26 protein-coding genes and 3 tRNA genes are annotated in these 22,816 nt (G+C 54.7%); 22 read left to right on the top strand and 7 right to left on the bottom strand.

What is annotated here, in order from left to right:
- The first annotated feature begins 18 nt into the window (after positions 1–18).
- Positions 19–1,686 carry a cellulose biosynthesis regulator diguanylate cyclase DgcQ gene (dgcQ, locus tag GVK32_RS21340; protein ID WP_159872157.1) on the top strand — a complete coding sequence of 556 codons (1,668 nt, stop codon included), beginning with the start codon at positions 19–21 and terminating at the stop codon, positions 1,684–1,686.
- 324 nt (positions 1,687–2,010) lie between these two features.
- On the opposite strand, the gene yodD is transcribed toward dgcQ, so the two are convergent.
- Positions 2,011–2,235, bottom strand: coding sequence for a YodD family peroxide/acid resistance protein (yodD, locus tag GVK32_RS21345; RefSeq protein WP_159872159.1), 225 nt, complete (start codon positions 2,233–2,235; stop codon positions 2,011–2,013).
- 133 nt (positions 2,236–2,368) lie between these two features.
- On the opposite strand from yodD, the gene dsrB reads away from it, so the two are divergent.
- Positions 2,369–2,557, top strand: a complete 189-nt coding sequence (gene dsrB, locus GVK32_RS21350) for a protein DsrB (RefSeq protein ID WP_041146281.1) — start codon at positions 2,369–2,371, stop codon at positions 2,555–2,557.
- Between the two features lie 42 nt (positions 2,558–2,599).
- On the opposite strand, the gene rcsA is transcribed toward dsrB, so the two are convergent.
- Entirely contained in the window at positions 2,600–3,223 is a 624-nt protein-coding gene (gene rcsA, locus GVK32_RS21355; protein ID WP_132512028.1) for a transcriptional regulator RcsA, read from the bottom strand.
- Positions 3,224–3,690: 467 nt separating this feature from the next.
- Here rcsA and yedD point away from each other — a divergent pair, with 467 nt between their 5' ends.
- Positions 3,691–4,110: a lipoprotein YedD gene (yedD, locus tag GVK32_RS21360; protein ID WP_200842917.1), complete on the top strand. Its 420-nt coding sequence runs from the start codon at positions 3,691–3,693 to the stop codon at positions 4,108–4,110.
- 47 nt (positions 4,111–4,157) lie between these two features.
- On the opposite strand, the gene amyA is transcribed toward yedD, so the two are convergent.
- A complete protein-coding gene (amyA, locus tag GVK32_RS21365; protein ID WP_159872163.1) occupies positions 4,158–5,645 on the bottom strand; it encodes an alpha-amylase in 1,488 nt (495 codons plus the stop codon).
- A gap of 200 nt (positions 5,646–5,845) precedes the next feature.
- Between amyA and tcyJ the strand changes: the two genes are divergently transcribed.
- From tcyJ to sdiA, 6 genes are all read left to right on the top strand, one after another.
- Complete coding sequence (gene tcyJ, locus GVK32_RS21370; protein ID WP_041146277.1) at positions 5,846–6,646, top strand: cystine ABC transporter substrate-binding protein; 801 nt, start codon at positions 5,846–5,848, stop codon at positions 6,644–6,646.
- Between the two features lie 162 nt (positions 6,647–6,808).
- Positions 6,809–7,795 (top strand): D-cysteine desulfhydrase, encoded by a 987-nt coding sequence (gene dcyD / locus GVK32_RS21375; protein WP_095101602.1) that lies wholly within the window; start codon positions 6,809–6,811, stop codon positions 7,793–7,795.
- 15 nt (positions 7,796–7,810) lie between these two features.
- Complete coding sequence (tcyL, locus tag GVK32_RS21380) at positions 7,811–8,479, top strand: cystine ABC transporter permease (protein WP_041146275.1); 669 nt, start codon at positions 7,811–7,813, stop codon at positions 8,477–8,479.
- A complete protein-coding gene (gene tcyN, locus GVK32_RS21385) occupies positions 8,476–9,228 on the top strand; it encodes an L-cystine ABC transporter ATP-binding protein TcyN (RefSeq protein ID WP_159872165.1) in 753 nt (250 codons plus the stop codon). Before tcyL ends, tcyN begins: the two co-directional genes overlap by 4 nt.
- A 29-nt stretch (positions 9,229–9,257) precedes the next feature.
- On the top strand, positions 9,258–9,404 hold the full coding sequence (locus GVK32_RS21390) for a hypothetical protein (RefSeq protein ID WP_159872167.1): 147 nt from the start codon (positions 9,258–9,260) through the stop codon (positions 9,402–9,404).
- Positions 9,405–9,794: 390 nt separating this feature from the next.
- Positions 9,795–10,517, top strand: coding sequence for a transcriptional regulator SdiA (sdiA, locus tag GVK32_RS21395; RefSeq protein WP_159872169.1), 723 nt, complete (start codon positions 9,795–9,797; stop codon positions 10,515–10,517).
- A 67-nt stretch (positions 10,518–10,584) separates the two neighbouring features.
- Here sdiA and GVK32_RS21400 read toward each other — a convergent pair whose 3' ends face one another.
- Positions 10,585–10,809: a DUF2594 family protein gene (locus GVK32_RS21400; RefSeq protein ID WP_004864152.1), complete on the bottom strand. Its 225-nt coding sequence runs from the start codon at positions 10,807–10,809 to the stop codon at positions 10,585–10,587.
- 460 nt (positions 10,810–11,269) lie between these two features.
- On the opposite strand from GVK32_RS21400, the gene uvrY reads away from it, so the two are divergent.
- The 9 genes from uvrY (at position 11,270) to GVK32_RS21445 (ending at position 17,464) form a co-directional block, all read left to right on the top strand.
- Complete coding sequence (gene uvrY, locus GVK32_RS21405) at positions 11,270–11,926, top strand: UvrY/SirA/GacA family response regulator transcription factor (RefSeq protein ID WP_159872171.1); 657 nt, start codon at positions 11,270–11,272, stop codon at positions 11,924–11,926.
- Entirely contained in the window at positions 11,923–13,755 is a 1,833-nt protein-coding gene (gene uvrC / locus GVK32_RS21410) for an excinuclease ABC subunit UvrC (RefSeq protein WP_159872173.1), read from the top strand. The genes uvrY and uvrC overlap by 4 nt, the downstream gene beginning before the upstream one ends.
- A 57-nt stretch (positions 13,756–13,812) precedes the next feature.
- The gene (gene pgsA / locus GVK32_RS21415; RefSeq protein ID WP_041146269.1) at positions 13,813–14,361 is read left to right on the top strand and encodes a CDP-diacylglycerol--glycerol-3-phosphate 3-phosphatidyltransferase; all 549 of its coding nucleotides are present in this window, start codon (positions 13,813–13,815) and stop codon (positions 14,359–14,361) included.
- Between the two features lie 151 nt (positions 14,362–14,512).
- Positions 14,513–14,588, top strand: a tRNA-Gly gene (locus GVK32_RS21420).
- Positions 14,589–14,628: 40 nt separating this feature from the next.
- Positions 14,629–14,702: transfer RNA gene (locus GVK32_RS21425), tRNA-Cys, on the top strand.
- Positions 14,703–14,715: 13 nt separating this feature from the next.
- Positions 14,716–14,801 (top strand) — tRNA-Leu (locus tag GVK32_RS21430).
- A gap of 209 nt (positions 14,802–15,010) precedes the next feature.
- Complete coding sequence (locus GVK32_RS21435) at positions 15,011–15,946, top strand: metallophosphoesterase (RefSeq protein WP_159872175.1); 936 nt, start codon at positions 15,011–15,013, stop codon at positions 15,944–15,946.
- A 187-nt stretch (positions 15,947–16,133) separates the two neighbouring features.
- Positions 16,134–16,709, top strand: a complete 576-nt coding sequence (locus GVK32_RS21440; protein ID WP_159872177.1) for a DUF805 domain-containing protein — start codon at positions 16,134–16,136, stop codon at positions 16,707–16,709.
- Positions 16,710–16,795: 86 nt separating this feature from the next.
- A complete protein-coding gene (locus GVK32_RS21445) occupies positions 16,796–17,464 on the top strand; it encodes a YecA family protein (protein ID WP_159872179.1) in 669 nt (222 codons plus the stop codon).
- Between the two features lie 29 nt (positions 17,465–17,493).
- On the opposite strand, the gene tyrP is transcribed toward GVK32_RS21445, so the two are convergent.
- Positions 17,494–18,705 (bottom strand): tyrosine transporter TyrP, encoded by a 1,212-nt coding sequence (gene tyrP / locus GVK32_RS21450; RefSeq protein WP_159872181.1) that lies wholly within the window; start codon positions 18,703–18,705, stop codon positions 17,494–17,496.
- A gap of 192 nt (positions 18,706–18,897) precedes the next feature.
- Between tyrP and GVK32_RS21455 the strand changes: the two genes are divergently transcribed.
- Positions 18,898–19,137: a YecH family metal-binding protein gene (locus GVK32_RS21455; RefSeq protein WP_159872183.1), complete on the top strand. Its 240-nt coding sequence runs from the start codon at positions 18,898–18,900 to the stop codon at positions 19,135–19,137.
- A 36-nt stretch (positions 19,138–19,173) separates the two neighbouring features.
- Here GVK32_RS21455 and ftnA read toward each other — a convergent pair whose 3' ends face one another.
- Positions 19,174–19,671, bottom strand: a complete 498-nt coding sequence (gene ftnA, locus GVK32_RS21460; protein WP_159872185.1) for a non-heme ferritin — start codon at positions 19,669–19,671, stop codon at positions 19,174–19,176.
- A 429-nt stretch (positions 19,672–20,100) separates the two neighbouring features.
- Here ftnA and GVK32_RS21465 point away from each other — a divergent pair, with 429 nt between their 5' ends.
- Entirely contained in the window at positions 20,101–20,739 is a 639-nt protein-coding gene (locus GVK32_RS21465; RefSeq protein WP_041146264.1) for an RpiB/LacA/LacB family sugar-phosphate isomerase, read from the top strand.
- 38 nt (positions 20,740–20,777) lie between these two features.
- On the opposite strand, the gene GVK32_RS21470 is transcribed toward GVK32_RS21465, so the two are convergent.
- On the bottom strand, positions 20,778–22,199 hold the full coding sequence (locus GVK32_RS21470) for an MFS transporter (protein WP_159872187.1): 1,422 nt from the start codon (positions 22,197–22,199) through the stop codon (positions 20,778–20,780).
- Positions 22,200–22,397: 198 nt separating this feature from the next.
- On the opposite strand from GVK32_RS21470, the gene azuC reads away from it, so the two are divergent.
- Positions 22,398–22,481 carry a stress response protein AzuC gene (azuC, locus tag GVK32_RS21475; RefSeq protein ID WP_113771133.1) on the top strand — a complete coding sequence of 28 codons (84 nt, stop codon included), beginning with the start codon at positions 22,398–22,400 and terminating at the stop codon, positions 22,479–22,481.
- A gap of 79 nt (positions 22,482–22,560) precedes the next feature.
- Positions 22,561–22,812: a DUF2766 family protein gene (locus GVK32_RS21480; RefSeq protein WP_159872189.1), complete on the top strand. Its 252-nt coding sequence runs from the start codon at positions 22,561–22,563 to the stop codon at positions 22,810–22,812.
- Positions 22,813–22,816: the final 4 nt, after the last annotated feature.

Genomic DNA, 22,816 nt, shown 5'->3' on the forward strand with positions numbered 1-22,816 from the left:
TGGTACTGCGAGAGCACAATGAATAAGCCGCTGTGGGGGAGAAAACTTCGCCGCCTTTCGAGCCCGGGACACGTGGTGAATTTTTGTTTTGTTGTGGTGCTATTTTTTTCTACACTACTGATATGGCGAGAAATAATGGTGCTGGAGGAGGAGTATGTCGATAACCAGCACAACAATCTCGAAAACGTCGCCCATGAAATGGACGGCCTGCTGCAGTTTAACACCGACCGGATGATCTTTTTCCGCAACGGGATGCAGTCGGCGCTGGAAACGCCGTTAGATTTTATGATCCTGCGTAAGGCCGAGCAGGAGTACATCAGCAAGCGCCATGAAGCGATATGGTCGGTGGCGTTACACAATCGGCGTACGCTGCCGGTGTACGGCGTATCCGATGCTTTCGTCGATAAAGCTCCGACCCTGTCCCGCGACAATACCCTTTCCGGCAACGAGCTGATGGCTACGCTTGAGCTGGGCTATCTGCTGCGCCTGACCAACAATAACCGTGGCTTCACCGAGCGCATGCTGTACGTATCGCGCAGCGGCTTTTTTGTTAGCACGCAAGCGCTAACGGACACCACCCAGGCGCTAGCGCTTTATAGCGCTGCCACTCGCTCCTCGTGGTTTACCCGTCAGTCCCAGCGAACGAATCCCGGACGCGGCGTAGTCTGGCAAACTTTTCCGGAGGAGGGGGCGCTGCGCGATGCTCAGGTGGTGACCGCCTCCATACCGCTGGACTTCCGCCACTACTGGCACGGCGTGCTGGCGATGGGCTTCTCGGTTCGCGAAATGAAGGCCTTTCTGGTGAACGCGGTGAAGGGCGGGCAGGACGGTGAATATCAGCTTTATGACAGCCGGCTAAACCTGATTGCCTCTTCCGCACCGGGCAATGTGCTCACTCTGCTCTCGCCCCGCGAGCAGGAGACGCTGAGCTACGCCTTCTCGCACGACAACAAGGGCGGCATTCGTTTGCTAACCCGCTATATCAGCTGGCAAAAACTGAATAATTTTGATGGCGTCCTGCTGCGCATCCACACCCTGCAGGAAGGGGTCCGCGGTGAGTTTGGATTGATTACCATCGCGCTGATGCTGATGTGGCTGCTGTTTACCTCAATGCTGATGATCTCCTGGCTGGTTATTCTGCGCATGGTGCGCAATATGAGCGAGCTGCAAACGTCGCTGGAGTGGCGGGCCTGGCACGACGCATTAACGCGGCTGTTAAACCGCGGCGCGCTGTTTGAAAGAGCCATTGCCGCCGCCGGAGAGTGCGAGCGCGGGAAGCGCCCGTTCGCGGTGATCCAGCTCGATCTGGATTACTTCAAGCGGGTTAACGACCTGCACGGTCATCAGTCCGGCGATCGGGTGCTGTCGCTGGTTGCCAGCACGATAGCCAGCAACATCCGCGAAGGCGATCTCGCCGGGCGCGTGGGCGGGGAGGAGTTTTGCGTGCTTATGCCGGATACCACCCTGCAGGAGGCGACTGCGATAGCGGAGCATATCCGCGTTCGCATCAACAGCCGCGAAATACTGCTCTGCGACAATACGAGCCTGCGCATCAGCGCCTCGCTGGGCGTCAGCTGCAGCGAGGATTGCGCGGAGGTTAACTTTGAAAACCTGCAGTCGATCGCCGATCGCCGACTCTATCTTGCGAAACAGAATGGCCGCAACCAGGTCTGTTCTGTGGGGTAGCGTCCGGGCTCGGCGTCTTCATCCGTTCACCGCGGTGCGACAATCTGCTGATATGAGATTTTTCTTAAAAGAGAGGGTGGGGTGAAACGCGATTTATGGCGCAGCGGCATCAACGAAGCCTTCTGCCACCTGGGTTATCCAGGGGCCCGGCGCCAGTGGCCATATGTCTCAATTATTTTCTTCATCAATAGCTCTTGTCATGCAAAATAATTGAGGATAATGTTTTCCACGCATCGGATCTCCCGGTGTAACGAATTTTCAAGTGCTTCTTGCATTAGCAAGTTTCATCCCGACTCCTGCGAGTCGGGATTTTTTTTCCTGCGCCTAGCGGTTGACTTCGGTGACGCTAAAGTCGTGGATATCGAGCTCAAAGGCTTCCGCTAGCTCACGCCAGGTATGGTAATCGCGACCATCAATGCTCACGTGATGGGGATCGTCGCGGGTGCGCTGCACTTCGCTTTCGCTAATTTCATTAATTGCTGCCAGCAGGGCGTCAACATTGACGCTACCCCCGCCGCTACCCGAACTGCTCTCTTTGGCGGATTTCATCATCGCTACCTCGCTTGGCTCCGACAGTGCCTCTTCAAGTATAGACGGTCTATAAAAACAGCGCTCATCGGGCGGGACGCTGCGCATCCGGCGGTTTTGTTCTACACTGGCTCAAAAATAGAGGAGACGAGTTATGCAGGTGAACGATCGTGTCACGGTGAAGACCGACGGTGGCCCACGTCGATCGGGGGTAGTACTGGCAATAGAGTCGTTTAGCGAAGGAACAATGTATCTGGTTTCGCTGGAAGACTATCCGCTGGGGATCTGGTTTTTCAACGAGAAAGGGCATCCGGACGGCGTCTTTGTTGAGAAGGTCGACTAGTCTGTCTGACATCAAAACTGGCGGTTGCTGCCGCCAGTTCTTTCATCGCATGTTGACGTAAATCCCTGAGGTAATGTTTTCCGTCAGACGGACAATATGGTAAATCACCTGTTTATTGTGGGTCTGGATTTTCTTTTTAATATTGCCTTTATGCGACGAAACGGTCTTAGCCTTGATGTTCATCTGCGTCGATATTTGCGATGTCCCGTGCCCGGCCATCCACATTTGCAGCATATTTGATTCGGCCCGGCTTAATGACAGCGTGGGTATATTGATGCGCCCGGCGCTGAATTGATCGTATTTCAGGTGATTACCCAGAATATCATCAAGGTCTTTTGGTGTAAGCGACTTCGAGCTAATAAGTAAGTTTTTGCGTACCAGCAGATAGTGGTCAAAATGAACGTTAGCCAGCGCCATAAAGATCACAAATAGCGTACCGGGATAATCCGTAATGATTTGTCGGATAAGCTGATTACTATCTTCGCGATGAATAAAGCAATCTTCGTTGAGAAACACCACCGCCGGGCGGGATGATTCGCAGCTCTCTTTCAGGCTTGCCGCCGTTTGCACTTCGCTGATGTCACGCTTTCTTATTCCTCTGCTTGTCAGATACCCGGTTAATCCCAGTCGGGTATAGCTGCACAAATCCATGATAATCGTTGACATGACCCATCCTCAATCAACACGTAACGATAATTCATCCTTCGCCGGTAAGCGCGATGAAGTCCATTTAAGTGGGTAATAAAACAAGGTACAGTGTGGAAACCATTAAGTAACCTGAACTATTCCGTAATATTGCTTATAATTTGCCAGGAATACTCCCAAAGTAAAGGCGTGCATCATGTTACGTCGGGGAATTAAAAGCAAAAACTTCCAGTTACAGATAAGGTTGCCGGCCGGGAGTCATTCTCTTTTCGGATTTTCCTTATACTAGCTGGGTAAATTCTCGCCTCATCAATATGAGCATTTCATCAAAACATTAATTAATAGCCGAATAAACCGAAGGCCATTTAGCGCTACCGGCGATCGGCCTGGATTGACGGCCACTGGTCGTCGCTTTTCGCCTGCTGCAAGAGAGGTGGCAGGCTTAACGCTTTAATGCCACAATACTTTTTTATCGGTGTGTGGGATGAATGATGAAAAAGATAGTAATTGCTGGCGCGCTGTTGACTCTCGCCGGATGCGTGCAGGTAGATAACTACAACGAGGTTGTCAAAGCGCCAGCGCCCGCCGGGTTAGAGGGATACTGGCAATCAAAAGGTCCGCAGAGCGAAATGATGAGCCCGGATGCGATTGCCAGCCTGATTGTGACCAAAAATGGCGATACGCTTGATTGTCGTCAGTGGCAGCGGGTTATTGCCACGCAGGGTAAATTAATGCAGCGTGACGAGCGGGTTTACAACGTGACGTCAGGTCTGGATATCTATCCTGTCGAACGCACCGGCAATACCCTGGAGTATGACCGCATGACCCTGACCCGCGTCGAGCGCCTCACTCCGGAGTGCGAGCAGGCGTGGAATAAAGCCGCCGCCGCGACGAAAAGCGCGCACTAGGGCACCGACGGGCTGGCAGCGCGTCCAGCCCGCGATATTCACCTGATTTATAACGTCTCTTCGATAACCCACACGCTGACGCTCCCGCCGCGGCAGGTAAACGTCGCGCAGCCTTCGTCGTCGGTTTCCACCGCCTCCTGCTGGTTGCCGAGAAAATCTTTCCAGCGCTTATTGGCGTAATTGGCGCCAAGAGTCAGCGATTTCTCACCGTCATCACCGTTCGACAACACCACCACGCATCCCGGATCGTCATCGGTGCCGCTGCGGCTGAAGGCGATACAGTTCGGATGATCGAACCACAGCGTCTGCACGCCGTGGGCAAAGCGCTGGCGGGCATCAATCAGCTCGTGCAGCTGTTCGATAACCGGCATCTCGATAGCGTAAGTCTGGCCATCTCCGCCGGTATCTTCATAGCTGGCGCCGAAGAGATCGGCATAAAAGACCGACGGCACGCCGTTCTCGCGCAGCAGAATAAGCGCATAGGCCAGCGGCTTAAACCACGGCTCAACCGGCGCCTCCAGCGCCTGCAGCGGCTGCGTATCGTGGTTGGTCACCAGGGTGACGGCGTGGAACGGATCGGCTTCAACCAGCGTACCGCTAAAGATCTGGCTCATATCGTAATCGCGGCCCTGGCGCGAGGCCTCGTGAAACTTCATCTGCAGAGGAGCGTCGAACAGCAGCGTATTGCCATCAACCATCGCAATATACTGCTGCAGCTTTTCAACTTCGTGCGACCAGTATTCCGCTACGATAAACAGCGGCTTTGTCGCCACTTCCTGGACGTGATCGATCCACTCCTTATAAAACCAGGCCGGAATATGCTTCACCGCGTCGAGGCGAAAACCGTCGCAGCCGGTCTGCTCCATCACCCAGCGTGCCCAGTACTTGAGCTCTTCGGTAACCGCATGATTGCGGAAATCGATATTCTCGCCCATCAGGTAGTCGAAGTTGCCCATCTCATCATCGACCTGATCGTTCCAGCCTTCTCCGGTATAGTCGTTAACAATTTTAAAAACGCCGTCTTCGTCCGGGTTCTCAATATGATCGATGCCGCTAAAGCATTTATAATCCCAGACGAACTGCGAATATTTACCCCCCCGACCGGGAAAGTCGTAGCGGGTCCAGGCCTCGCACTCCACCACCTCTTCGGCAATTTGCGTACGATCCTGCTCGTCCACGCGCTGAACGCGGATGCTCTCTTTTTTATCGGCACCCATTTTGTGGTTGACCACCACGTCGAGCAGGACGGCGATGCCGTGCTGTCGCAGCGCGGCAATGGCTGCCAGCAGCTGCGCCTTGTCGCCGTATTTGGTGGCGATGGTGCCCTTTTGATCGAACTCGCCAAGGTCAAAAAGATCGTAGCTGTCGTAGCCGACGGAGTAGCCGCCGGAAGCGCCTTTATAAGCGGGAGGGAGCCAAATCATATTGATGCCGATTTCGTTCAGGTTAGGTGCCAGCGCCTCAACTTCACGCCATAACTCGCCGCCGGTGGGGTAATACCAATGAAAGCACTGCAATAACGTGGGGTTTTTCATCTTCCGTGCTCCAGACGTCATCAAGCTGACTCTTGCAGTATGAGAGATCTCCAGCAAATACGATCAATTTTGCGCGCGTTTTTCACTATGCCATAAACGGCATCGTATATAATAAATTGGAATAAGATGTAGCGGATAGATGTTGGTCCATCCGCATAAACGCCTTACACTACAAAAAAATATCACTCTGTGGGGTCTCTATGAAATTAGCACTTCTGGGCCGCCAGGCGCTGATGGGCGCAATGGCTGTGGTTTTGATGACTGGCGTTAGCGTAAAAACGTTTGCAGCAGAAAACCTGTTTAACCAAATTAAAGAGCGCGGCACGCTGCGCGTGGGTCTGGAAGGCACCTATCCTCCGTTCAGCTATCAGGGTGATGACGGCAAGCTGGCCGGTTTTGAGGTCGACTTTGCCAACGAGCTGGCGAAGCATCTGGGCGTGAAGGCCGATCTGAAACCGACCAAATGGGACGGAATGCTGGCCTCGCTGGACTCTAAACGCATCGACGTGGTTATTAACCAGGTCACCATTTCCGACCAGCGTAAGAAAAAATATGATTTCTCCACGCCGTACACCGTCTCTGGCGTGCAGGCGCTGGTGAAAAAGGGCAATGAAGGCGTTATCAAAACGGCGGCCGACCTGAAAGGTAAAAAAGTTGGCGTGGGTCTGGGCACCAACTACGAAGAGTGGCTGCGTCAGAACGTGCAGGGTGTGGATATCCGCACCTATGATGACGACCCGACTAAATATCAGGATCTGCGCGTAGGCCGCATCGATGCCATTCTGGTCGATCGTCTGGCGGCGCTGGATCTGGTGAAGAAAACCGGCAATACCCTGGCCGTCACCGGCGAAGCGTTCTCGCGTCAGGAGTCCGGCGTGGCGCTGCGTAAAGGTAACGAAGACCTGCTGAAAGCGGTGGATGGTGCCATTGCCGACATGCAAAAAGACGGCAGCCTGAAAGCGCTGTCGGAAAAATGGTTTGGCGCTGACGTAACGAAATAACGGCCGGCGGTGAAAAAAGGCGCTCATGGAGGCGCCTTTTTTTATTTCGTCGGCAACTACGTGCATAATAAAAACAAAGGGCCTGTTTCATCAGGCTATTTTATGGGCCAGTTTGCCTGGAATAATAACGCCTGAGGGATTGGCTCTCAGTCAGGAGATATCATGTCACTGCAAAATTTAACGCGTTTCCCGCGCCTGGAGCTGATTGGCGCCCCGACGCCGCTGGAATACCTGCCGCGCCTGTCGGATCATCTCGGTCGCGAAATTTTTATCAAACGCGACGACGTGACCCCGCTTGCTATGGGCGGCAATAAGCTGCGCAAGCTGGAGTTCCTGGCGGCCGATGCGCTGCGGGAAGGTGCTGATACGCTGATCACCGCCGGCGCGATTCAATCTAACCACGTTCGTCAAACCGCGGCGGTAGCGGCTAAGCTTGGCCTGCACTGCGTGGCCCTGCTGGAAAACCCGATTGGCACCCGCGCGGAAAACTACCTGACTAACGGCAACCGTCTGCTGCTGGATCTGTTCAATACCCAGGTCGAGATGTGCGATGCGCTGACCGACCCCAATGCGCAGTTGGAAGAGCTGGCGACGCGTATCGAGGCTCAGGGCTATCGTCCGTATGTCATTCCGGTCGGCGGCTCCAGCGCGCTGGGTGCGCTAGGCTATGTTGAAAGCGCGCTGGAAATTGCCCAGCAGTGCGAAGGCGCGGTAGAGCTGTCGTCCGTCGTGGTGGCATCCGGCAGCGCCGGCACCCACGCCGGCCTGGCGGTGGGTCTGGAACAGCTGATGCCGGGGGCTGAACTGATTGGCGTCACCGTGTCGCGCAAGGTGGCGGACCAGCTGCCGAAAGTCGTTGCCCTGCAGCAGGCGGTAGCGAACAGCCTCGAGCTGCAGGCAAAAGCCGAGATTACGCTGTGGGACGACTACTTCGCGCCAGGCTACGGCACGCCGAATGATGAAGGAATGGAAGCGGTAAAACTGTTGGCACAGCTTGAGGGTATCCTGCTGGATCCGGTCTATACCGGGAAGGCGATGGCCGGGCTGATTGACGGTATTCAGCAGAAACGCTTTAAGGATGAAGGGCCGATCTTATTTATACACACCGGCGGAGCGCCGGCGCTGTTTGCCTACCATCCTCATATCTAAAGCAGAACAAACAGAATGCAAGAGAGTATCCAACTTGTTTTTGATTCCGCACCTTTTCTCCTCAAGGGGGCGGTATTTACGCTGCAGCTGAGCATCGGCGGCATGTTCTTTGGCCTGCTGCTGGGCTTTATCCTTGCGCTGATGCGGATGTCGCCCCTTTGGCCGGTAAAGTGGCTGGCACGGGTCTATATTTCTATTTTCCGCGGTACGCCGCTGATCGCCCAGCTGTTTATGATTTACTACGGCCTGCCGCAGTTTGGTATTGAGCTGGATCCCATTCCGGCGGCGATGATTGGCCTGTCGCTGAACACCGCGGCGTATGCCGCCGAAACGCTGCGCGCGGCGATTGCCTCTATTGATAAAGGGCAGTGGGAAGCGGCGGCAAGCATCGGGATGACGCCGTGGCAAACCCTGCGTCGGGCGGTGCTGCCGCAGGCCGCTCGCGTTGCGCTGCCGCCGCTCTCTAACAGCTTTATCAGCCTGGTGAAAGATACGTCGCTGGCGGCGACTATCCAGGTTCCGGAACTGTTCCGTCAGGCGCAGCTTATTACCTCCCGTACGCTGGAAGTTTTCACCATGTATCTGGCCGCATCGCTGATTTACTGGGTGATGGCGACGGTGCTGTCGACGCTGCAAAACTATTTTGAAAATCAGCTGAATCGCCAGGAGCGTGATCCAAAATGAGTGCCATTGAAGTCAAAAACCTGGTGAAAAAGTTCCACGGACAGACGGTACTGCACGGTATTGACCTCGAGGTGGCGGAGGGCGAAGTGGTGGCGATTATCGGCCCCAGTGGCTCCGGCAAAACGACCCTTCTGCGCAGCATCAACCTGTTGGAACAGCCGGAGAGCGGCACCATTCGGGTGGGCGACGTCACTATCGATACCGCGCGCAGCCTCAGCCAGCAGAAGGGATTGATTCGCCGCCTGCGCCAGCACGTCGGCTTCGTTTTCCAGAACTTCAACCTGTTCCCGCACCGCACGGTGATGGAGAACATCATCGAAGGGCCGGTTATCGTTAAGGGTGAAGATAAAAACGAATCGATCGCCCGGGCGCGCGAGCTGCTGGCGAAAGTTGGGCTAAACGGGAAAGAGAATAGCTACCCGCGCCGTCTTTCCGGCGGCCAGCAGCAGCGCGTGGCGATTGCCCGCGCGCTGGCGATGCGTCCGGACGTCATTTTGTTTGACGAACCCACGTCCGCTCTGGATCCTGAGCTGGTGGGCGAAGTGCTGAATACCATTCGTCAACTGGCACAGGAGAAGCGCACCATGGTTATCGTGACCCATGAAATGAGCTTTGCCCGCGACGTGGCCGACCGGGCTATCTTTATGGATCAGGGACGTATTATCGAGCAGGGCGAGGCTAAGGCGCTGTTTGCCAATCCGCAGCAGCCGCGCACGCGCCAGTTCCTCGAAAAATTCCTGATGCAGTAACGGCTAGCGGCCCGCGGTCGCGGGATCCGGTGAATAGGGCGGGGGGCCAGGCTACCGGCGTTCCCGCCAGCCGCAGAGAACAGCCCAGGCGTTCGGCCAGCCAGAACGCCTGGGCCGCGAAGTGGAAACCTTTCTGGACGATCGGGGCGATAGCGCTGAACGATAGCGTCGTCTGAGAGAGCAGAACTATTAAACGCTGCTTATCGATTGGTGTTTTTATATTCAGCCGCACGCGGCGTTTTCCCGAAACAATCCCTTTTTCCGCCGTCGGTGGAGGCCAGCCTGGCGGAACGATACGTCGCATCTTATCGCGGAGGGTAAAACAGCGACGCTTGAGAGAAGGCAACATCTGCAGCAGGATTCGCGCTAAGCTCCTCTCACAGCTGAGAATATATCGTCGGCAGAGATAAGTGATGCGACATTCTCTTCTCCCATCATCGCTGAATAGCACCAGTAACGATCTAATATGTGCGCTTTATACGATATTTTATACATATAAATAAGATTTATGTGTTAGTTTTTGTATTTGTAATAATGATAATTACTCAGGAGTTATTTGGTCGGTTATGAGGGACAATGATTTTTTCAGCTGGCGGCGGGAAATGCTGCAACAATTTCAGGATATTTCGGCGGGAGAGGAGGTTTATAATCTCTTGCAGCAGCAGGCGCAAGGGCTGGAATATGACTATTTTGCTCTCTGCGTGCGCCATCCCGTGCCCTTTACGCGACCTAAGGTGACGTTGAAGACGACCTATCCGCAGGTGTGGATGGCGCATTATCAAGCCGAGAACTATTTCGCTATCGATCCGGTGCTGCGACCGGAAAATTTTCTTCGCGGTCACCTGCCGTGGAACGACGGGCTATTTCGTGACGCCCCGGAGCTTTGGGACGGCGCGCGCGATCATGGGCTGGTGAAGGGGATTACCCAGTGCCTCACCTTACCCAACCACGCGCAGGGCTTTCTCTCGGTCTCAGGGCAGAATCGTAGCACAGGGCTCTATCCGGCAGACGAGCTGGAAATGCGTTTGAGAATGCTGATTGAGCTCAGCCTGTTGACGCTGCTACGCCTGCAGGACGCAATGGTGATGCCGCCGGAAATGAAGTTCAGCCGGCGTGAACTGGAGATTTTGAAATGGACTGCGGAAGGGAAGACCTCGGCAGAGGTCGCGATAATTCTATCTATCTCAGAAAATACCGTCAATTTTCATCAGAAAAATATGCAACGAAAATTCAACGCGCCGAATAAAACGCAAATAGCCTGCTATGCGGTCGCTACTGGCTTAATTTGAGCTAGCCCATCGTTCTGCGTGCCAGGCGTGAAACCGGCTGTCAGTTATACTTTCAGCCGGTTTATTGTTACTGACGGTAAGCCTGTTTAATTTGCTTAACGGTGCTGGAGAATACGGCAGCCTGAGCCTCATCTTCCATCTGCGTGATTTGCTTTTCCATCTTAATAATCACCCGACCCGCATCGGCCTGGCCCATGGCCTGGAGCATCAGCGTCAGCAGCGTTTTCAGGCAGGTCACTTCCTGCGCCAGTTCTTGATTATTTTCTGCAGTGGAAAAATCTGGTGTGCTCATCGATATCCTCGTTTGCTATCGGCGCTTTTGCGCAATACTAAATCTTAAAGCGGCGCAGTATACCACAAGCGGCAGAAAAAAAAGGAGCGCGTAATTTGCGTTCTCTGATCGGAGCTGTGAAGGGTTTAATTGCCTGAATAAAGCCCGCTTCGGCGCCCGCAAATTGTTAATTTTTTTGTATGATTTTGAGCGTTAATTATTGTTACATATTTTCTTTCGTATTTATCAACTACGTATTGTGTTGTGTTTATTACGTTTTCTGTATGACGAATGTTAAAAATATGACCTTATACAACTCTCTGTTATGTATGGGTTTCCACCAGGTGTGCAAACAACTTGCCATAAAGGACAGATAAATCCTCTGAAGAACACTTTTGGCTTTTAAAATTACGCCAAAACCCGGTAATATGGGCTCGATAAACTATCCGTTGTGTTATCCCTAATTCTGGAGATTATTCCTTTGATCAACGTCCTTCTTGTTGATGACCACGAACTGGTGCGCGCAGGGATACGACGCATTCTGGAAGATATAAAAGGGATTAACGTCGTGGGCGAATGTTGCTGCGGCGAGGATGCCGTAAAATGGTGTCGGGCGAATCCCGTTGACGTTGTCCTGATGGACATGAATATGCCTGGGATCGGCGGTCTTGAGGCAACGCGTAAAATTGCGCGCGCCATTGTCGATACCAAAGTCATTATGCTCACCATACATACCGAGAACCCGCTGCCGGCGAAGGTGATGCAGGCGGGCGCTGCGGGCTACCTGAGTAAAGGCGCCGCGCCGCAGGAAGTGGTCAATGCGATTCGCTGCGTGGCATCAGGTCAGCGCTATATCGCTTCGGATATCGCCCAGCAGATGGCGCTCAGCCAGATCGAGCCGGAAAAAACGGAATCGCCGTTTGCCAGTTTGTCTGAACGAGAATTGCAGATTATGCTGATGATCACTAAAGGTCAGAAGGTCAATGAGATCTCAGAGCAGCTAAATCTGAGTCCGAAGACGGTGAACAGCTATCGCTATCGGATGTTCAGTAAATTAAACATCCACGGCGACGTTGAGCTGACTCACCTGGCAATCCGCCATGGCCTGTGTAATGCGGAGTCGTTAGCAAGTCTGTGAGTGATGTTTTTGATGCCAAAGCTTTCCTGAAGACAGTAACCAGCCAGCCGGGCGTCTATCGGATGTACGATGCTGGCGGTATCGTTATCTATGTTGGTAAAGCAAAAGACCTGAAAAAGCGGCTAAGCAGCTATTTTCGCAGCAACCTGGCTTCGCGTAAAACCGAAGCTCTGGTGGCGCTGATAGCGCAAATAGACGTGACGGTAACCCATACCGAAACGGAAGCCCTGCTGCTGGAACATAACTATATCAAGCTGTATCAGCCGCGCTATAACGTGCTGCTGCGTGATGACAAATCCTACCCCTTTATTTTTCTCAGCGCCGATACCCATCCGCGGCTGGCGACCCATCGTGGCGCTAAGCACGCCAAAGGGGAATATTTCGGTCCTTTCCCGAACGGCTATGCGGTTCGCGAAACCTTAGCGCTGTTGCAAAAAATCTTCCCCGTTCGCCAGTGCGAAAATAGCGTCTACCGCAACCGCTCGCGTCCGTGCCTGCAGTATCAGATTGGCCGCTGCCTGGGCCCCTGCGTCGCGGGGCTAGTTAGCGAGGAGGAGTATGCCCAGCAGGTTGAATACGTGCGGCTGTTCCTTGCCGGCAAAGACGATCAGGTCCTGACGCAGCTTATTGCCCGCATGGAGAAGGCCAGCCAGGCGCTGGAGTTTGAAGAGGCGGCGCGTATTCGCGATCAGATCCAGGCCGTGCGTCGGGTGACGGAGAAGCAGTTTGTCTCAAATAACGGCGACGATCTGGACGTTATCGGCGTCGCCTTTGATTCGGGCATGGCCTGCGTTCACGTGCTGTTTATTCGCCAGGGGAAAGTGCTGGGTAGCCGCAGCTATTTCCCTAAGGTCCCCGGCGGCACCGAGCTCGGGGAAGTGGTGGAGACCTTCGTCGGTCAGTTCTATCTGCAGGGGAGCCAGATGCGCACCCTGCCGGGGGAGATTCTACTCGACTTTAACCTTGGCGATAAAACCCTGCTCGCCGACTCGCTATCAGAGCTGGCGGGGCGGCGCGTGAATGTGCAGACGAAACCCCGCGGCGATCGCGCGCGCTATCTTAAGCTGGCGCGCACCAATGCCGCGACGGCGCTGACGACCAAACTGTCCCAGCAGTCCACCATCCATCAGCGCCTGCAGGCGCTGGCGACGCTGCTCAAGCTGCCGGCGGTGAAGCGCATGGAGTGCTTTGATATCAGCCACACGATGGGCGAACAGACCGTCGCTTCGTGCGTGGTGTTTGACAGCAACGGGCCGCTGCGCGCCGAGTATCGCCGCTACAATATTACCGGGATTACGCCGGGGGATGACTATGCGGCGATGAATCAGGTTCTGCGTCGGCGCTACGGTAAAGCTATCGAAGAGAACAAGATCCCGGACGTTATCCTGATAGATGGCGGTAAAGGGCAGCTTGGGCAGGCGAAAAGCGTGTTTGCCGAGCTGGATGTGGCCTGGGATAAACATCATCCTCTATTATTAGGGGTAGCAAAAGGTAGCGATCGTAAGGCGGGCCTGGAAACGCTATTCTTTGAGCCTGAGGGCGAAGGCTTTAGCCTGCCGCCGGACTCTCCCGCACTGCACGTCATTCAGCATATCCGCGATGAGTCGCACGATCATGCCATCGCCGGGCATCGTAAAAAGCGGGCAAAAGTGAAAAGTACCAGCACGCTGGAGACTATCGAAGGAGTAGGGCCAAAGCGTCGGCAGATGCTGCTGAAGTATATGGGCGGTCTGCAGGGGCTACAGAAAGCCAGCGTCGAAGAGATAGCCAAAGTACCGGGTATATCTCACGGTCTGGCAGAAAAGATCTTCTACTCGTTGAAACATTAGGGGCTCTGTAGCAACATAGAGCTAATTTTTACTTCTAACAGATAGTTACCCGTCACTATGCAATTTAATATCCCTACATTGCTTACTCTGTTTCGCGTCATCCTGATACCGTTCTTTGTGCTGGCGTTTTACCTTCCCGTGGTATGGGCACCGTTTGCCTGTGCGCTGATCTTCTTTGTCGCCGCGGTAACCGACTGGTTTGATGGTTATCTGGCGCGCCGCTGGAATCAAAGCACCCGTTTTGGCGCGTTTCTCGACCCGGTAGCGGATAAGGTTATGGTGGCAATTGCGATGGTGCTGGTTGCCGAGCATTACCACACCTGGTGGGTCACTCTGCCGGCGGCGACGATGATCGCCCGTGAAATCATTATCTCTGCCCTGCGCGAATGGATGGCCGAGTTGGGTAAACGCAGCAGCGTGGCGGTTTCCTGGATCGGCAAAGTCAAAACGACGGCGCAGATGACGGCGCTGGTGTGGATGCTGTGGCGGCCAAATGAGTGGGTTGAAGGGGCCGGGATCGTGCTGTTCCTCGTTGCGGCGGTGCTGACTCTGTGGTCGATGCTGCAATATTTGAACGCGGCGCGCGGCGATTTGCTTGATCAGTGATCGTTTCGGCGTAATTTTCAGCAAACGGCGCAAGGTTTTAAAAAATATCGTTGACTCATTGCGCCAGGTAAGTAGAATGCAACGCATCGAACGGCGACACAGCTTGCCAGACGATAACAAAATCAAGTGATTAGCAAATAAGCTTGATAATGCGGGAATAGCTCAGTTGGTAGAGCACGACCTTGCCAAGGTCGGGGTCGCGAGTTCGAGTCTCGTTTCCCGCTCCAGTTTAAAAACATCGGCAGTTGCGGGTGTTGCAGCATTAAAGGCGCGTTAGCAAAGCGGTTATGTAGCGGATTGCAAATCCGTCTAGTCCGGTTCGACTCCGGAACGCGCCTCCAATTTACATCCCGAGCCCGGATGGTGGAATCGGTAGACACAAGGGATTTAAAATCCCTCGGCCATAGGCTGTACGAGTTCAAGTCTCGTTCCGGGTACCATTGGGATAAAAGCAGAATAATCAAAGCAATAAGCAGTGTCGTGAAACCACCTACGGGTGGTTTTTTTGTGCCTGCAGCTCGCCATTCATAATATCACTTCATCATATTATCCTTCCCTTCAGCCGGTTCCCTCGTTGTGCGAGGCTTCGCCCGGCAACCCTGTTACTATCCGTAAGGTCGCTCCCATTAAAAAAGTACAAGGAATTCTGATGCCCGCTTCAGGCCAGACTAAGAGCCGCAAAATATTTATTGGTGATATCCATGGCCAGTACGGCAAGCTTTCCGCCCTGCTGGCTCATCTGCGATCCCGGGAAGATCTGGATCGCAGCCTGCTGATTTTTGTCGGCGATCTTATTGATAATCAGCCGGGGAGCCACATCGACCATCCGTCGGTGCTGGAGCAGGTGAGGGGAGAGGTTGCCGAGGGACGCGCCATTTGCCTGATGGGTAATCATGAATTTAACGCCGTTGGCTGGCTGATGCGCCATCCGCAGACGGCTCAGCCCCTGCGCCCGCATACGGCGAATAACCGCCGTCAGCATCAGGCCTTCCTCAACGACGTCACGGAAGACAGCGCTCAGCACCTGCTGTGGGTTGAGTGGTTTAAAACCCTGCCGCTGTTCGTTGATTTTGGCGATATCCGTGCGGTGCACGCGTGCTGGGACGAGAGCGCTATTGCCCAGCTTCGCCCGTGGCTTGACGAAGAGAACCGGCTGAAGCCGGAGAGCTGGGTACTGGCTTTCGATAAACAGCACGTCCTGTTCCACCTGTTGGAGACGATACTCAAGGGGCCAGAGCTGGCGCTGCCTGCCGGCTACAGCTTCGAGGATAAAACCGGGATCGAGCGGCGCCATATTCGCATCCGCTGGTGGCTTCACGAGGCAACAACCTACCGGCAGATTGCCCAGGTTCAGCCCGCGATGGTTAGCAGCATCCCGGATATGGCGCTGGAAAAAAGCGCTTACGTTTTGCCCGAGGTTCCGATTGTCGTTGGGCACTATACCCTATCTGGCGAACCGGCGGCGCTGAGCGAGCGGGTAGTGTGCGTTGACTATAATGCGGCAAAAGCGAACCATCCGCTGTGGGCGTGGATTTATGACGCTGGCCAGACGGAGGTGATAAACGGGCGCTTCGTCAGCGTTTGAGGCTGATATTCCGCTTAAGGGCAGAGCTATAGTGATGACGTCCGGCGGTCAAGCCCTCAGTTTTCTCCGGCACATTTCGGGCAAACTGCGGTAAAATAGCGCTCCGGCGCGCGCCTGCGGCCGGATAAATCGCCTTTGGGACAATATGCCGTCACGGCAATAATAATTATTTTTGATGAGGGATCTTATGGCCACGTTGCTTGAAAGCTACGGTAACTGTTTTCGCAAATATGCCACCTTTCGCGGCCGCTCGGCGCGTAAAGAGTACGCCGTATTTACCGTCGCTAACTTTGTGCTGTCCGCGGTACTGGGGCTGATCCCGGTTATCGGCGGGCTGTTTAGCCTGATTATTATTATTCCGGGTATCGCGGTGGCGGTACGACGCCTGCACGATCTGAACAAATCCGGCTGGTGGCTGCTGGCGCCTTTCCTGATCCTGATTATCGGCCTGATTGGCGTTGCCGGCACCGTTGAAGAAGGCGGGGCGGCAGCATGGGTATGGCTGATGGTCGCTGGCGGAATCATCTCACTGGTGATGTCCATCTGGCTGCTGTTTGCCCGGGGTACCGACGGGGCTAACCGCTTTGGCGACGTTCAGCAGGATAACGGCGACAGCGCACTTCCCGGCGCGCAGAGCGCCCCGGTTTCTTCCGCTGAAGATGTCAGAGAGCGCCTGGCCCAGGCAACAAAGATGCGCGATGACGGTACGATCAGCGAAAGTGAATATGAAACGATGCGCTCGAGCATTATTAAGGATATTTAACCCGCGCAGAATGCCCGCGCCGGGTGGTTTTCTCCCGGCATTTCCGCTACTGTATGCGCCATTTTTCTAAGACGACGAGCCTGTTTATGAAAACCGGACCCCTGAACGAAAGCGAACTTGAATGGCTGGACGATATCCTGTCGAAATACGCCACCGACGGCGCCATCCTTGATGTCTCCGAGCTTGACGGCCTGCTGACGGCGATCCTCTCCGGGCCAGCCGAGATTGAACCCGCCCAGTGGCTGCTGGCTATCTGGGGCGGTGCCGACAACGTGCCGCGCTGGGCCAACGATCGCGAGCGTGACCGCTTCGTTAACCTCACCCTGCAACATATGAGCGATGTTGCCGAGCGCCTGGACGACTATCCGGAGCAGTTCGACCCGCTGTTTGGCACGCGGGAAGAGGAAGGCCAGGAGCTGACTATCGTTGGCGAGTGGTGCTTTGGCTATATGCGCGGCGTCGGCCTGGGCTGCTGGCCCGCTTTACCGGCGGAGCTGCAGGCCGAGCTCGATATCATCGCTTTACACGGGACGGAAGCGCAGTTCCCGGCGGTTGAAGCGCTCTCAGTCGATGATTTTCTCGCCAGCGTAGAGCGTATTAAACCCGCGGCGCTGGCGCTTTATCAATACTGGACGGAGCATGCGCAGCCGGCAGAGGTGCCGCAGCCGATCAGAAATGATGCCAAAGTTGGACGTAACGATCCCTGCCCGTGCGGCAGTGGCAAAAAATATAAGCAGTGCTGCTTAGCGAAATAAAATAAGGGGCCGACAGGCCCCTTACTCTTTTATCCGATGGCAGGCAACACGCCGATCGCGATACAAAACTGAATCAACACGATAGCGATACCGCACAGCAGGACCAGCCACAGCGCCGGCGTTCCGCCGATAACCCGCCACGTCGCGTGCGGATGCTGTTGACGACTCTTCATGACCAGCAGCGCAGGCAGCATCAGCGCCAGCACGGCGAGGGCAACCCCCGCATAGCCCAGCGCCATTACGAAGCCGCGAGGGTAGAACAGGGAGAAGGCCAGCGGCGGCACAAAGGTGATGACGCCGCTTTGCACGCGCCCGCCCGGCGTATTTTTACGCTGAAACAGGTCGGCCAGATAATCAAATAATCCCAACGCGACGCCGAGGAACGACGTGGCCAGCGCCAGATCGGCAAACAGATGCACCGCCAGCTCAACGTGCGGTGAGGCGACGACCTCTCTGACAGCTTCCAGCAGGCCGTTCAGGCCCGCATGCTGTCCCAGAAGGGCGGCAAAGGTCGGAGAGCTAATGCTGCCCAGCGTCGCCAGCTGCCAGAAAATATAGGCCACCAGTGGGATAAAGCTGCCGATGATAAACACCCGCCGCAGCTTACGAATATCGCCGTTAAGGTAGCTGACGATGCTCGGCACGCTGCCGTGAAAACCAAAAGAGGTAAAGATAACCGGGATCGCCGAGAGCGCCAGCCCCTGCTGAAGCGGGAGGGTTAGCAGGTTTATCTGATGAATGTGCGGCAGCAGCAGGGCCAGCATAATGGCGAGAAAAATAATCTTGGCGCTGAATAAAAAGCGGTTGAACAGATCGACCAGAGAGGTCCCGAGGCAAACCACCGCCCCGCCAATCCCGGTAAACAGCAGCACCCCGCCCGCCGGCGGAAGATCCCACCGCAGCCACTGGTTCAGGCTGGAGGCCAACAGCTCTCCCGCGCCGCTGATGTAGGCGGCGGTCAGGGCGTACATCAGGAACAGCATGCAAAAACCGGTGATCCACTGCCCGTAGCGCCCGAGATAGCGGGCGGCGAGCGAGCCCAGCCCCATATCCGCCGGTACGTGCTGATAGACCTCCAGCAGCAGCAGCGCGGTATAGCACATCAAAGCCCACAGGGCGATCAGCAGCCCGAGCGTGACGCCGAAGCCGACCCCAGCGGATGCCAAAGGCATTGCCAGCATCCCTGCGCCAATAGTGGTCCCTGCCACGATTAAAATACTACCTAGAGTGCGGTTCTTCACGTTTCTCTCTATCCATGAAGGAATTAACAATAAAATATGTCGCGCAGAGTATGTGAAATCGGCAGATTCGTCAAATGAGGGTTACAGTGCTTGTCAGTAAAAGTTTACACTCCGGAAGCCGCGCTAATGCTGCGCTGGCGCAAAGCCTGAAACCATAAGGTGGTTTATCGTGGATGCTTTACAGGAGGAGTTATGCAATCTATTCACGGTCATGAAGTACTGCAGATGATGATCGCTTCGGGCGAACCCTACAGCGTTGCCAGCCTGGAAGCGGCGATAGTCGCTCGCTTTGGCGACGAGGCCCGTTTTCACACCTGTTCGGCGGAAAATCTAACCGCTGGGGAGCTGGTGATATTGCTACAGAAGAAAGGCAAGTTTATTGCCGCAGACGCCGGGTTTAATACCAGCGAAAGCAAAATTTGTCAGCACTAACAGGACGACAATGCCGAAGCATCGTCGCCGGTATAATTATTTCTGCGTATCGAGCGTTGCCAGCTCTTTATCAATAAAGTACAGACCTTCGCCGCTTTTACCGGCGAGGGTCAGTTTATCAATAACGGATTTAAACAGTTTCTCTTCTTCGTGCTGCTCGGCAACATACCACTGCAGGAAATTAAAGGTCGGATAGTCCTGTGCAGACATCGCGGCGTGAGCCAGGGTGTTAATTTGCTGCGTAATCAGCTGCTCGTGTTCGTAGGTAACGCGGAACAGCTCATCCAGCGATGCGTACTCGGCAAACGGCGAGGCAATGGCGTTGATGCAAGGCAGGCTGCCGGTGTCGGTCAGATAGTCGAACAGGCGCTGCATATGGGTCATCTCTTCCTGAGCGTGACGACGAAGAAACGCCGCCGCACCTTCGAAGCTATGGTAGCTGCACCACGCGCTCATTTGCTGATAAAGCAAAGAGGAATAGAGTTCAAGGTTCATCTGCTCATTGAGCTTATCGATCATTTCTGTTTTCAGCATAGCGCGTGCTCCGAAAATATAGGTAATTAAGATTATTGTGCGCTCACTATAATTTGTTATTTATTTATTTGCAAAAAGTAAATTAAAAACTTCAGTTATTAAAAATGCAAATGGGAATAAAACGCATTGGCAATTTAATAATTAATGAGAATGGTTTTAATTAATATTTAATAAATAGCGATGAGCCAGATAAATATGCGCAACCGAATGACGAGCGGCTGAGGGCCTCACGCGGGTTTTGCCGATCGGGGAGCGGCAGGGAGGCGCAAAGAGCGAGGGACGGGGTTGGAGGGCAAAAGTGTGAAGCGCTACGTAATTTATAAAACAACTTTTCATAAAATTTGAAAGTGTGTTTGTTAAGTAGTAATGTCATACCAACGTTAACGACCTATCGCGGAAGTACCCGCAAAGCATTCAGGAGAGTAAAGCATGAAAATTGCACTGATGATGGAAAACAGCCAGGCAAACAAAAATGCCATCATCCTCAACGAGCTCAACGCCGTTGCCGACGAGAAAGGCTTCCCGGTTTACAACGTGGGTATGAGCGATGAGCACGATCATCACCTGACCTACATTCATCTGGGCATCATGGCCAGCATTCTGCTGAATTCCAAAGCGGTGGACTTCGTGGTCACCGGCTGCGGCACCGGCCAGGGCGCGCTGATGTCTTTGAATATCCATCCGGGCGTGGTGTGCGGCTACTGTATCGATCCTGCCGACGCTTTCCTGTTTGCCCAGATCAACAACGGCAACGCGCTCTCTCTGCCGTTTGCGAAAGGTTTCGGCTGGGGCGCAGAGCTGAACGTGCGCTTTATTTTCGAAAAAGCGTTCACCGGCCGTAACGGGGAAGGCTATCCGCCGGAGCGTAAAGAGCCGCAGGTACGCAATGCCGGTATTCTGAATACGGTGAAAGCGGCGGTGGTGAAAGAGAATTACCTCGACACGCTGCGCGCTATCGACCCGGAACTGGTTAAAACCGCCGTCTCAGGTCCGCGCTTCCAGCAGTGCTTCTTCGAGAATTGCCAGGACAAAGAGATCGAAGCGTTCGTTCGCCACATCGTCGGTTAATCATCGGTAAGGCCAGCCGCGGCTGGCCTTACTTTCGCCTACGTTTTCTTGTTCGACACGCTGCTTCCGGCATCCGCCGTCAGCTTCAGGCTATCCACCATTCCCACCAGACAAATCAGCGCAATAAACACAAATGAGAGTCGAAAGCTGATGCCGGGCAGATTCGACAGGCTTAGCCATTCGCTCAGCTTTTCCCCGATACGAATACCTATCGCGCCAAGCGTTATCCCTAAGCCAACCGCCAGCTGCGACGCGGTGCTGAACAAAGTGTTGGCGTAGCTCATCTGCGGGGAGGGCACATCGGCAAAGGCCAGTGTGCTGATGCCGGTGAACTGAATCGATCGGAAAACGCCGCCGAGGAACAGGATCAGCAGGATTAACCACACCGGCGTTTGCGGAGTCAAAAATGCGCAGGCCAGCAGCGACAGAACGTTGAGCGCGCCGTTAATCAGCAGCAGGCGGCGAAAGCCGAGCCAGCGGATAAGCGGCGTGGTGGCGGGTTTAATCGTGAAGTTACCGACGAACACGGCGAGCACCAGCAGCCCCGAGTGAAACGGATCCATGCCGAATCCCACCTGGAACAGCAGCGGCAGCAGGAAAGGCACGGCGCTGATGGAGGCGCGAAACAGCGAGCCGCCGTACATGGTGACCCTGAATGTGGGGACCCGCAGCGCATCGAGGCGCACCATGGGCCAGGCGGCGCGGCGGAAGTGGCGCAGCGAGAACAGCATACAGCCGATCCCAAGCCCCAGCAGCGCCAGGGTCTTCCAGCCCTCGGGCCGGTTGTCACCGAGGATCTCCATGGCGCTGACCAGGCTGACCATGGCAACCGAAGTGGCCAGGAAGCCGGGAAGGTCGAACGGGCGCCGCTCCTCCTCGCGGATATCGGGAATAATGCGCAGCGACAGCGCCATCGCCGCGAGACCCAGCGGGACGTTAATAAAGAAAATCCAGTGCCAGCTGGCGTAGCTGGTAATAAAGCCGCCCAGCGGTGGGCCAATAATCGGCGCCACCAGCGCGGGCCAGGTCAGCGTTGCAATGGCCTTAATCAGCTGGTGCTTCGGGGTGGTACGCAGCACCGCCAGCCGGCCGACCGGGACCATCAACGCACCGCCCATTCCCTGCAGAATACGCATGGCAACGAAGGTATCGACGCTGGTGGAAAGGCCGCAAAACACCGAGGCAAGGGTAAAAATCGCCAGCGCCAGGGTGAAGACCCTGCGCGCGCCGAAACGATCGGCTATCCAGCCGCTGGCCGGGATCAACACCGCCAGCGTAATCAGGTAGGCGCTGATCCCGATATTGAGATCCACCGCCGCCACGCCAAAATCTTTCGCCATGTCCGGTAGCGCGGTGGCGATCACCGTTCCGTCGAGAAACTCCATGAAAAAGGCCCCGGCGACCAGCAGCGCTGGTGCCGAGAACGCCCGGTCTTCCCGGGCGGAGATGTTTGTCGTCATTATGTTGTTGCCATAGCCTGCTGAGATCGTGAGCAGGAGAGGGGGAACGCTCCGGCTCCGCTCGCTTTTTATTAAATTTAAAATTCAGTCTGCAATTATTTTTGTGATTTTGCGCACGTTTAGATTGATTTTTGTGATGGTGATCATATTATAGTCGAACAATTATTAACACCTGCATAACAAAAACGGAGTGACGCCATGAAGCTGCGCAAGATTCTGAAAAGCATTTTTGACACCTACTGCAAGACCTTCAAAGATGTGCCGCCAGCCGGCATGTTCTGATAAAAAAACCTGCTGCGGCAGGTTTTTTTATCTCAGCAGATTTAGGGTACTATTACGCTCCTGCAAAAAGGAGCAAAAAATGTCTCAACACCTTACCAAACAAGACGAGCTGGTTTCCGACGTGGTTGCCTGTCAGCTGGTTATCAAACAGATCCTCGATGTCATTGACGTTATCGCCCCTGTAGAGGTCCGCGAAAAGATGGCGACTCAGCTTAAAGCGATTGATTTTTCAAGCCATCCTTCATCGTCCGATCCGGTTACGATGCGTGCGGTGCAAAAAGCGATTGCCCTGATCGAGCTGAAGTTCACCCCGCAAAGCGAAGCCCACTAATTCG

The sequence above is a fragment of the Klebsiella sp. 18074 genome, from assembly GCF_902705905.1.
Taxonomy (GTDB): Bacteria; Pseudomonadota; Gammaproteobacteria; order Enterobacterales; family Enterobacteriaceae; genus Klebsiella; species Klebsiella terrigena.

What these genes read in the sequence shown, in the direction of transcription:
- dgcQ (WP_159872157.1), top strand. Translation starts at nt 19, where the DNA reads ATGAATAAGCCGCTGTGGGGGAGAAAACTTCGCCGCCTTTCGAGCCCG.
- yodD (WP_159872159.1), bottom strand. Translation starts at nt 2,235, where the DNA reads ATGAAATCCGCCAAAGAGAGCAGTTCGGGTAGCGGCGGGGGTAGCGTC.
- dsrB (WP_041146281.1), top strand. Translation starts at nt 2,369, where the DNA reads ATGCAGGTGAACGATCGTGTCACGGTGAAGACCGACGGTGGCCCACGT.
- rcsA (WP_132512028.1), bottom strand. Translation starts at nt 3,223, where the DNA reads ATGTCAACGATTATCATGGATTTGTGCAGCTATACCCGACTGGGATTA.
- yedD (WP_200842917.1), top strand. Translation starts at nt 3,691, where the DNA reads ATGATGAAAAAGATAGTAATTGCTGGCGCGCTGTTGACTCTCGCCGGA.
- amyA (WP_159872163.1), bottom strand. Translation starts at nt 5,645, where the DNA reads ATGAAAAACCCCACGTTATTGCAGTGCTTTCATTGGTATTACCCCACC.
- tcyJ (WP_041146277.1), top strand. Translation starts at nt 5,846, where the DNA reads ATGAAATTAGCACTTCTGGGCCGCCAGGCGCTGATGGGCGCAATGGCT.
- dcyD (WP_095101602.1), top strand. Translation starts at nt 6,809, where the DNA reads ATGTCACTGCAAAATTTAACGCGTTTCCCGCGCCTGGAGCTGATTGGC.
- tcyL (WP_041146275.1), top strand. Translation starts at nt 7,811, where the DNA reads ATGCAAGAGAGTATCCAACTTGTTTTTGATTCCGCACCTTTTCTCCTC.
- tcyN (WP_159872165.1), top strand. Translation starts at nt 8,476, where the DNA reads ATGAGTGCCATTGAAGTCAAAAACCTGGTGAAAAAGTTCCACGGACAG.
- sdiA (WP_159872169.1), top strand. Translation starts at nt 9,795, where the DNA reads ATGAGGGACAATGATTTTTTCAGCTGGCGGCGGGAAATGCTGCAACAA.
- GVK32_RS21400 (WP_004864152.1), bottom strand. Translation starts at nt 10,809, where the DNA reads ATGAGCACACCAGATTTTTCCACTGCAGAAAATAATCAAGAACTGGCG.
- pgsA (WP_041146269.1), top strand. Translation starts at nt 13,813, where the DNA reads ATGCAATTTAATATCCCTACATTGCTTACTCTGTTTCGCGTCATCCTG.
- GVK32_RS21435 (WP_159872175.1), top strand. Translation starts at nt 15,011, where the DNA reads ATGCCCGCTTCAGGCCAGACTAAGAGCCGCAAAATATTTATTGGTGAT.
- GVK32_RS21440 (WP_159872177.1), top strand. Translation starts at nt 16,134, where the DNA reads ATGGCCACGTTGCTTGAAAGCTACGGTAACTGTTTTCGCAAATATGCC.
- GVK32_RS21445 (WP_159872179.1), top strand. Translation starts at nt 16,796, where the DNA reads ATGAAAACCGGACCCCTGAACGAAAGCGAACTTGAATGGCTGGACGAT.
- GVK32_RS21455 (WP_159872183.1), top strand. Translation starts at nt 18,898, where the DNA reads ATGCAATCTATTCACGGTCATGAAGTACTGCAGATGATGATCGCTTCG.
- ftnA (WP_159872185.1), bottom strand. Translation starts at nt 19,671, where the DNA reads ATGCTGAAAACAGAAATGATCGATAAGCTCAATGAGCAGATGAACCTT.
- GVK32_RS21465 (WP_041146264.1), top strand. Translation starts at nt 20,101, where the DNA reads ATGAAAATTGCACTGATGATGGAAAACAGCCAGGCAAACAAAAATGCC.
- GVK32_RS21470 (WP_159872187.1), bottom strand. Translation starts at nt 22,199, where the DNA reads ATGACGACAAACATCTCCGCCCGGGAAGACCGGGCGTTCTCGGCACCA.
- azuC (WP_113771133.1), top strand. Translation starts at nt 22,398, where the DNA reads ATGAAGCTGCGCAAGATTCTGAAAAGCATTTTTGACACCTACTGCAAG.
- GVK32_RS21480 (WP_159872189.1), top strand. Translation starts at nt 22,561, where the DNA reads ATGTCTCAACACCTTACCAAACAAGACGAGCTGGTTTCCGACGTGGTT.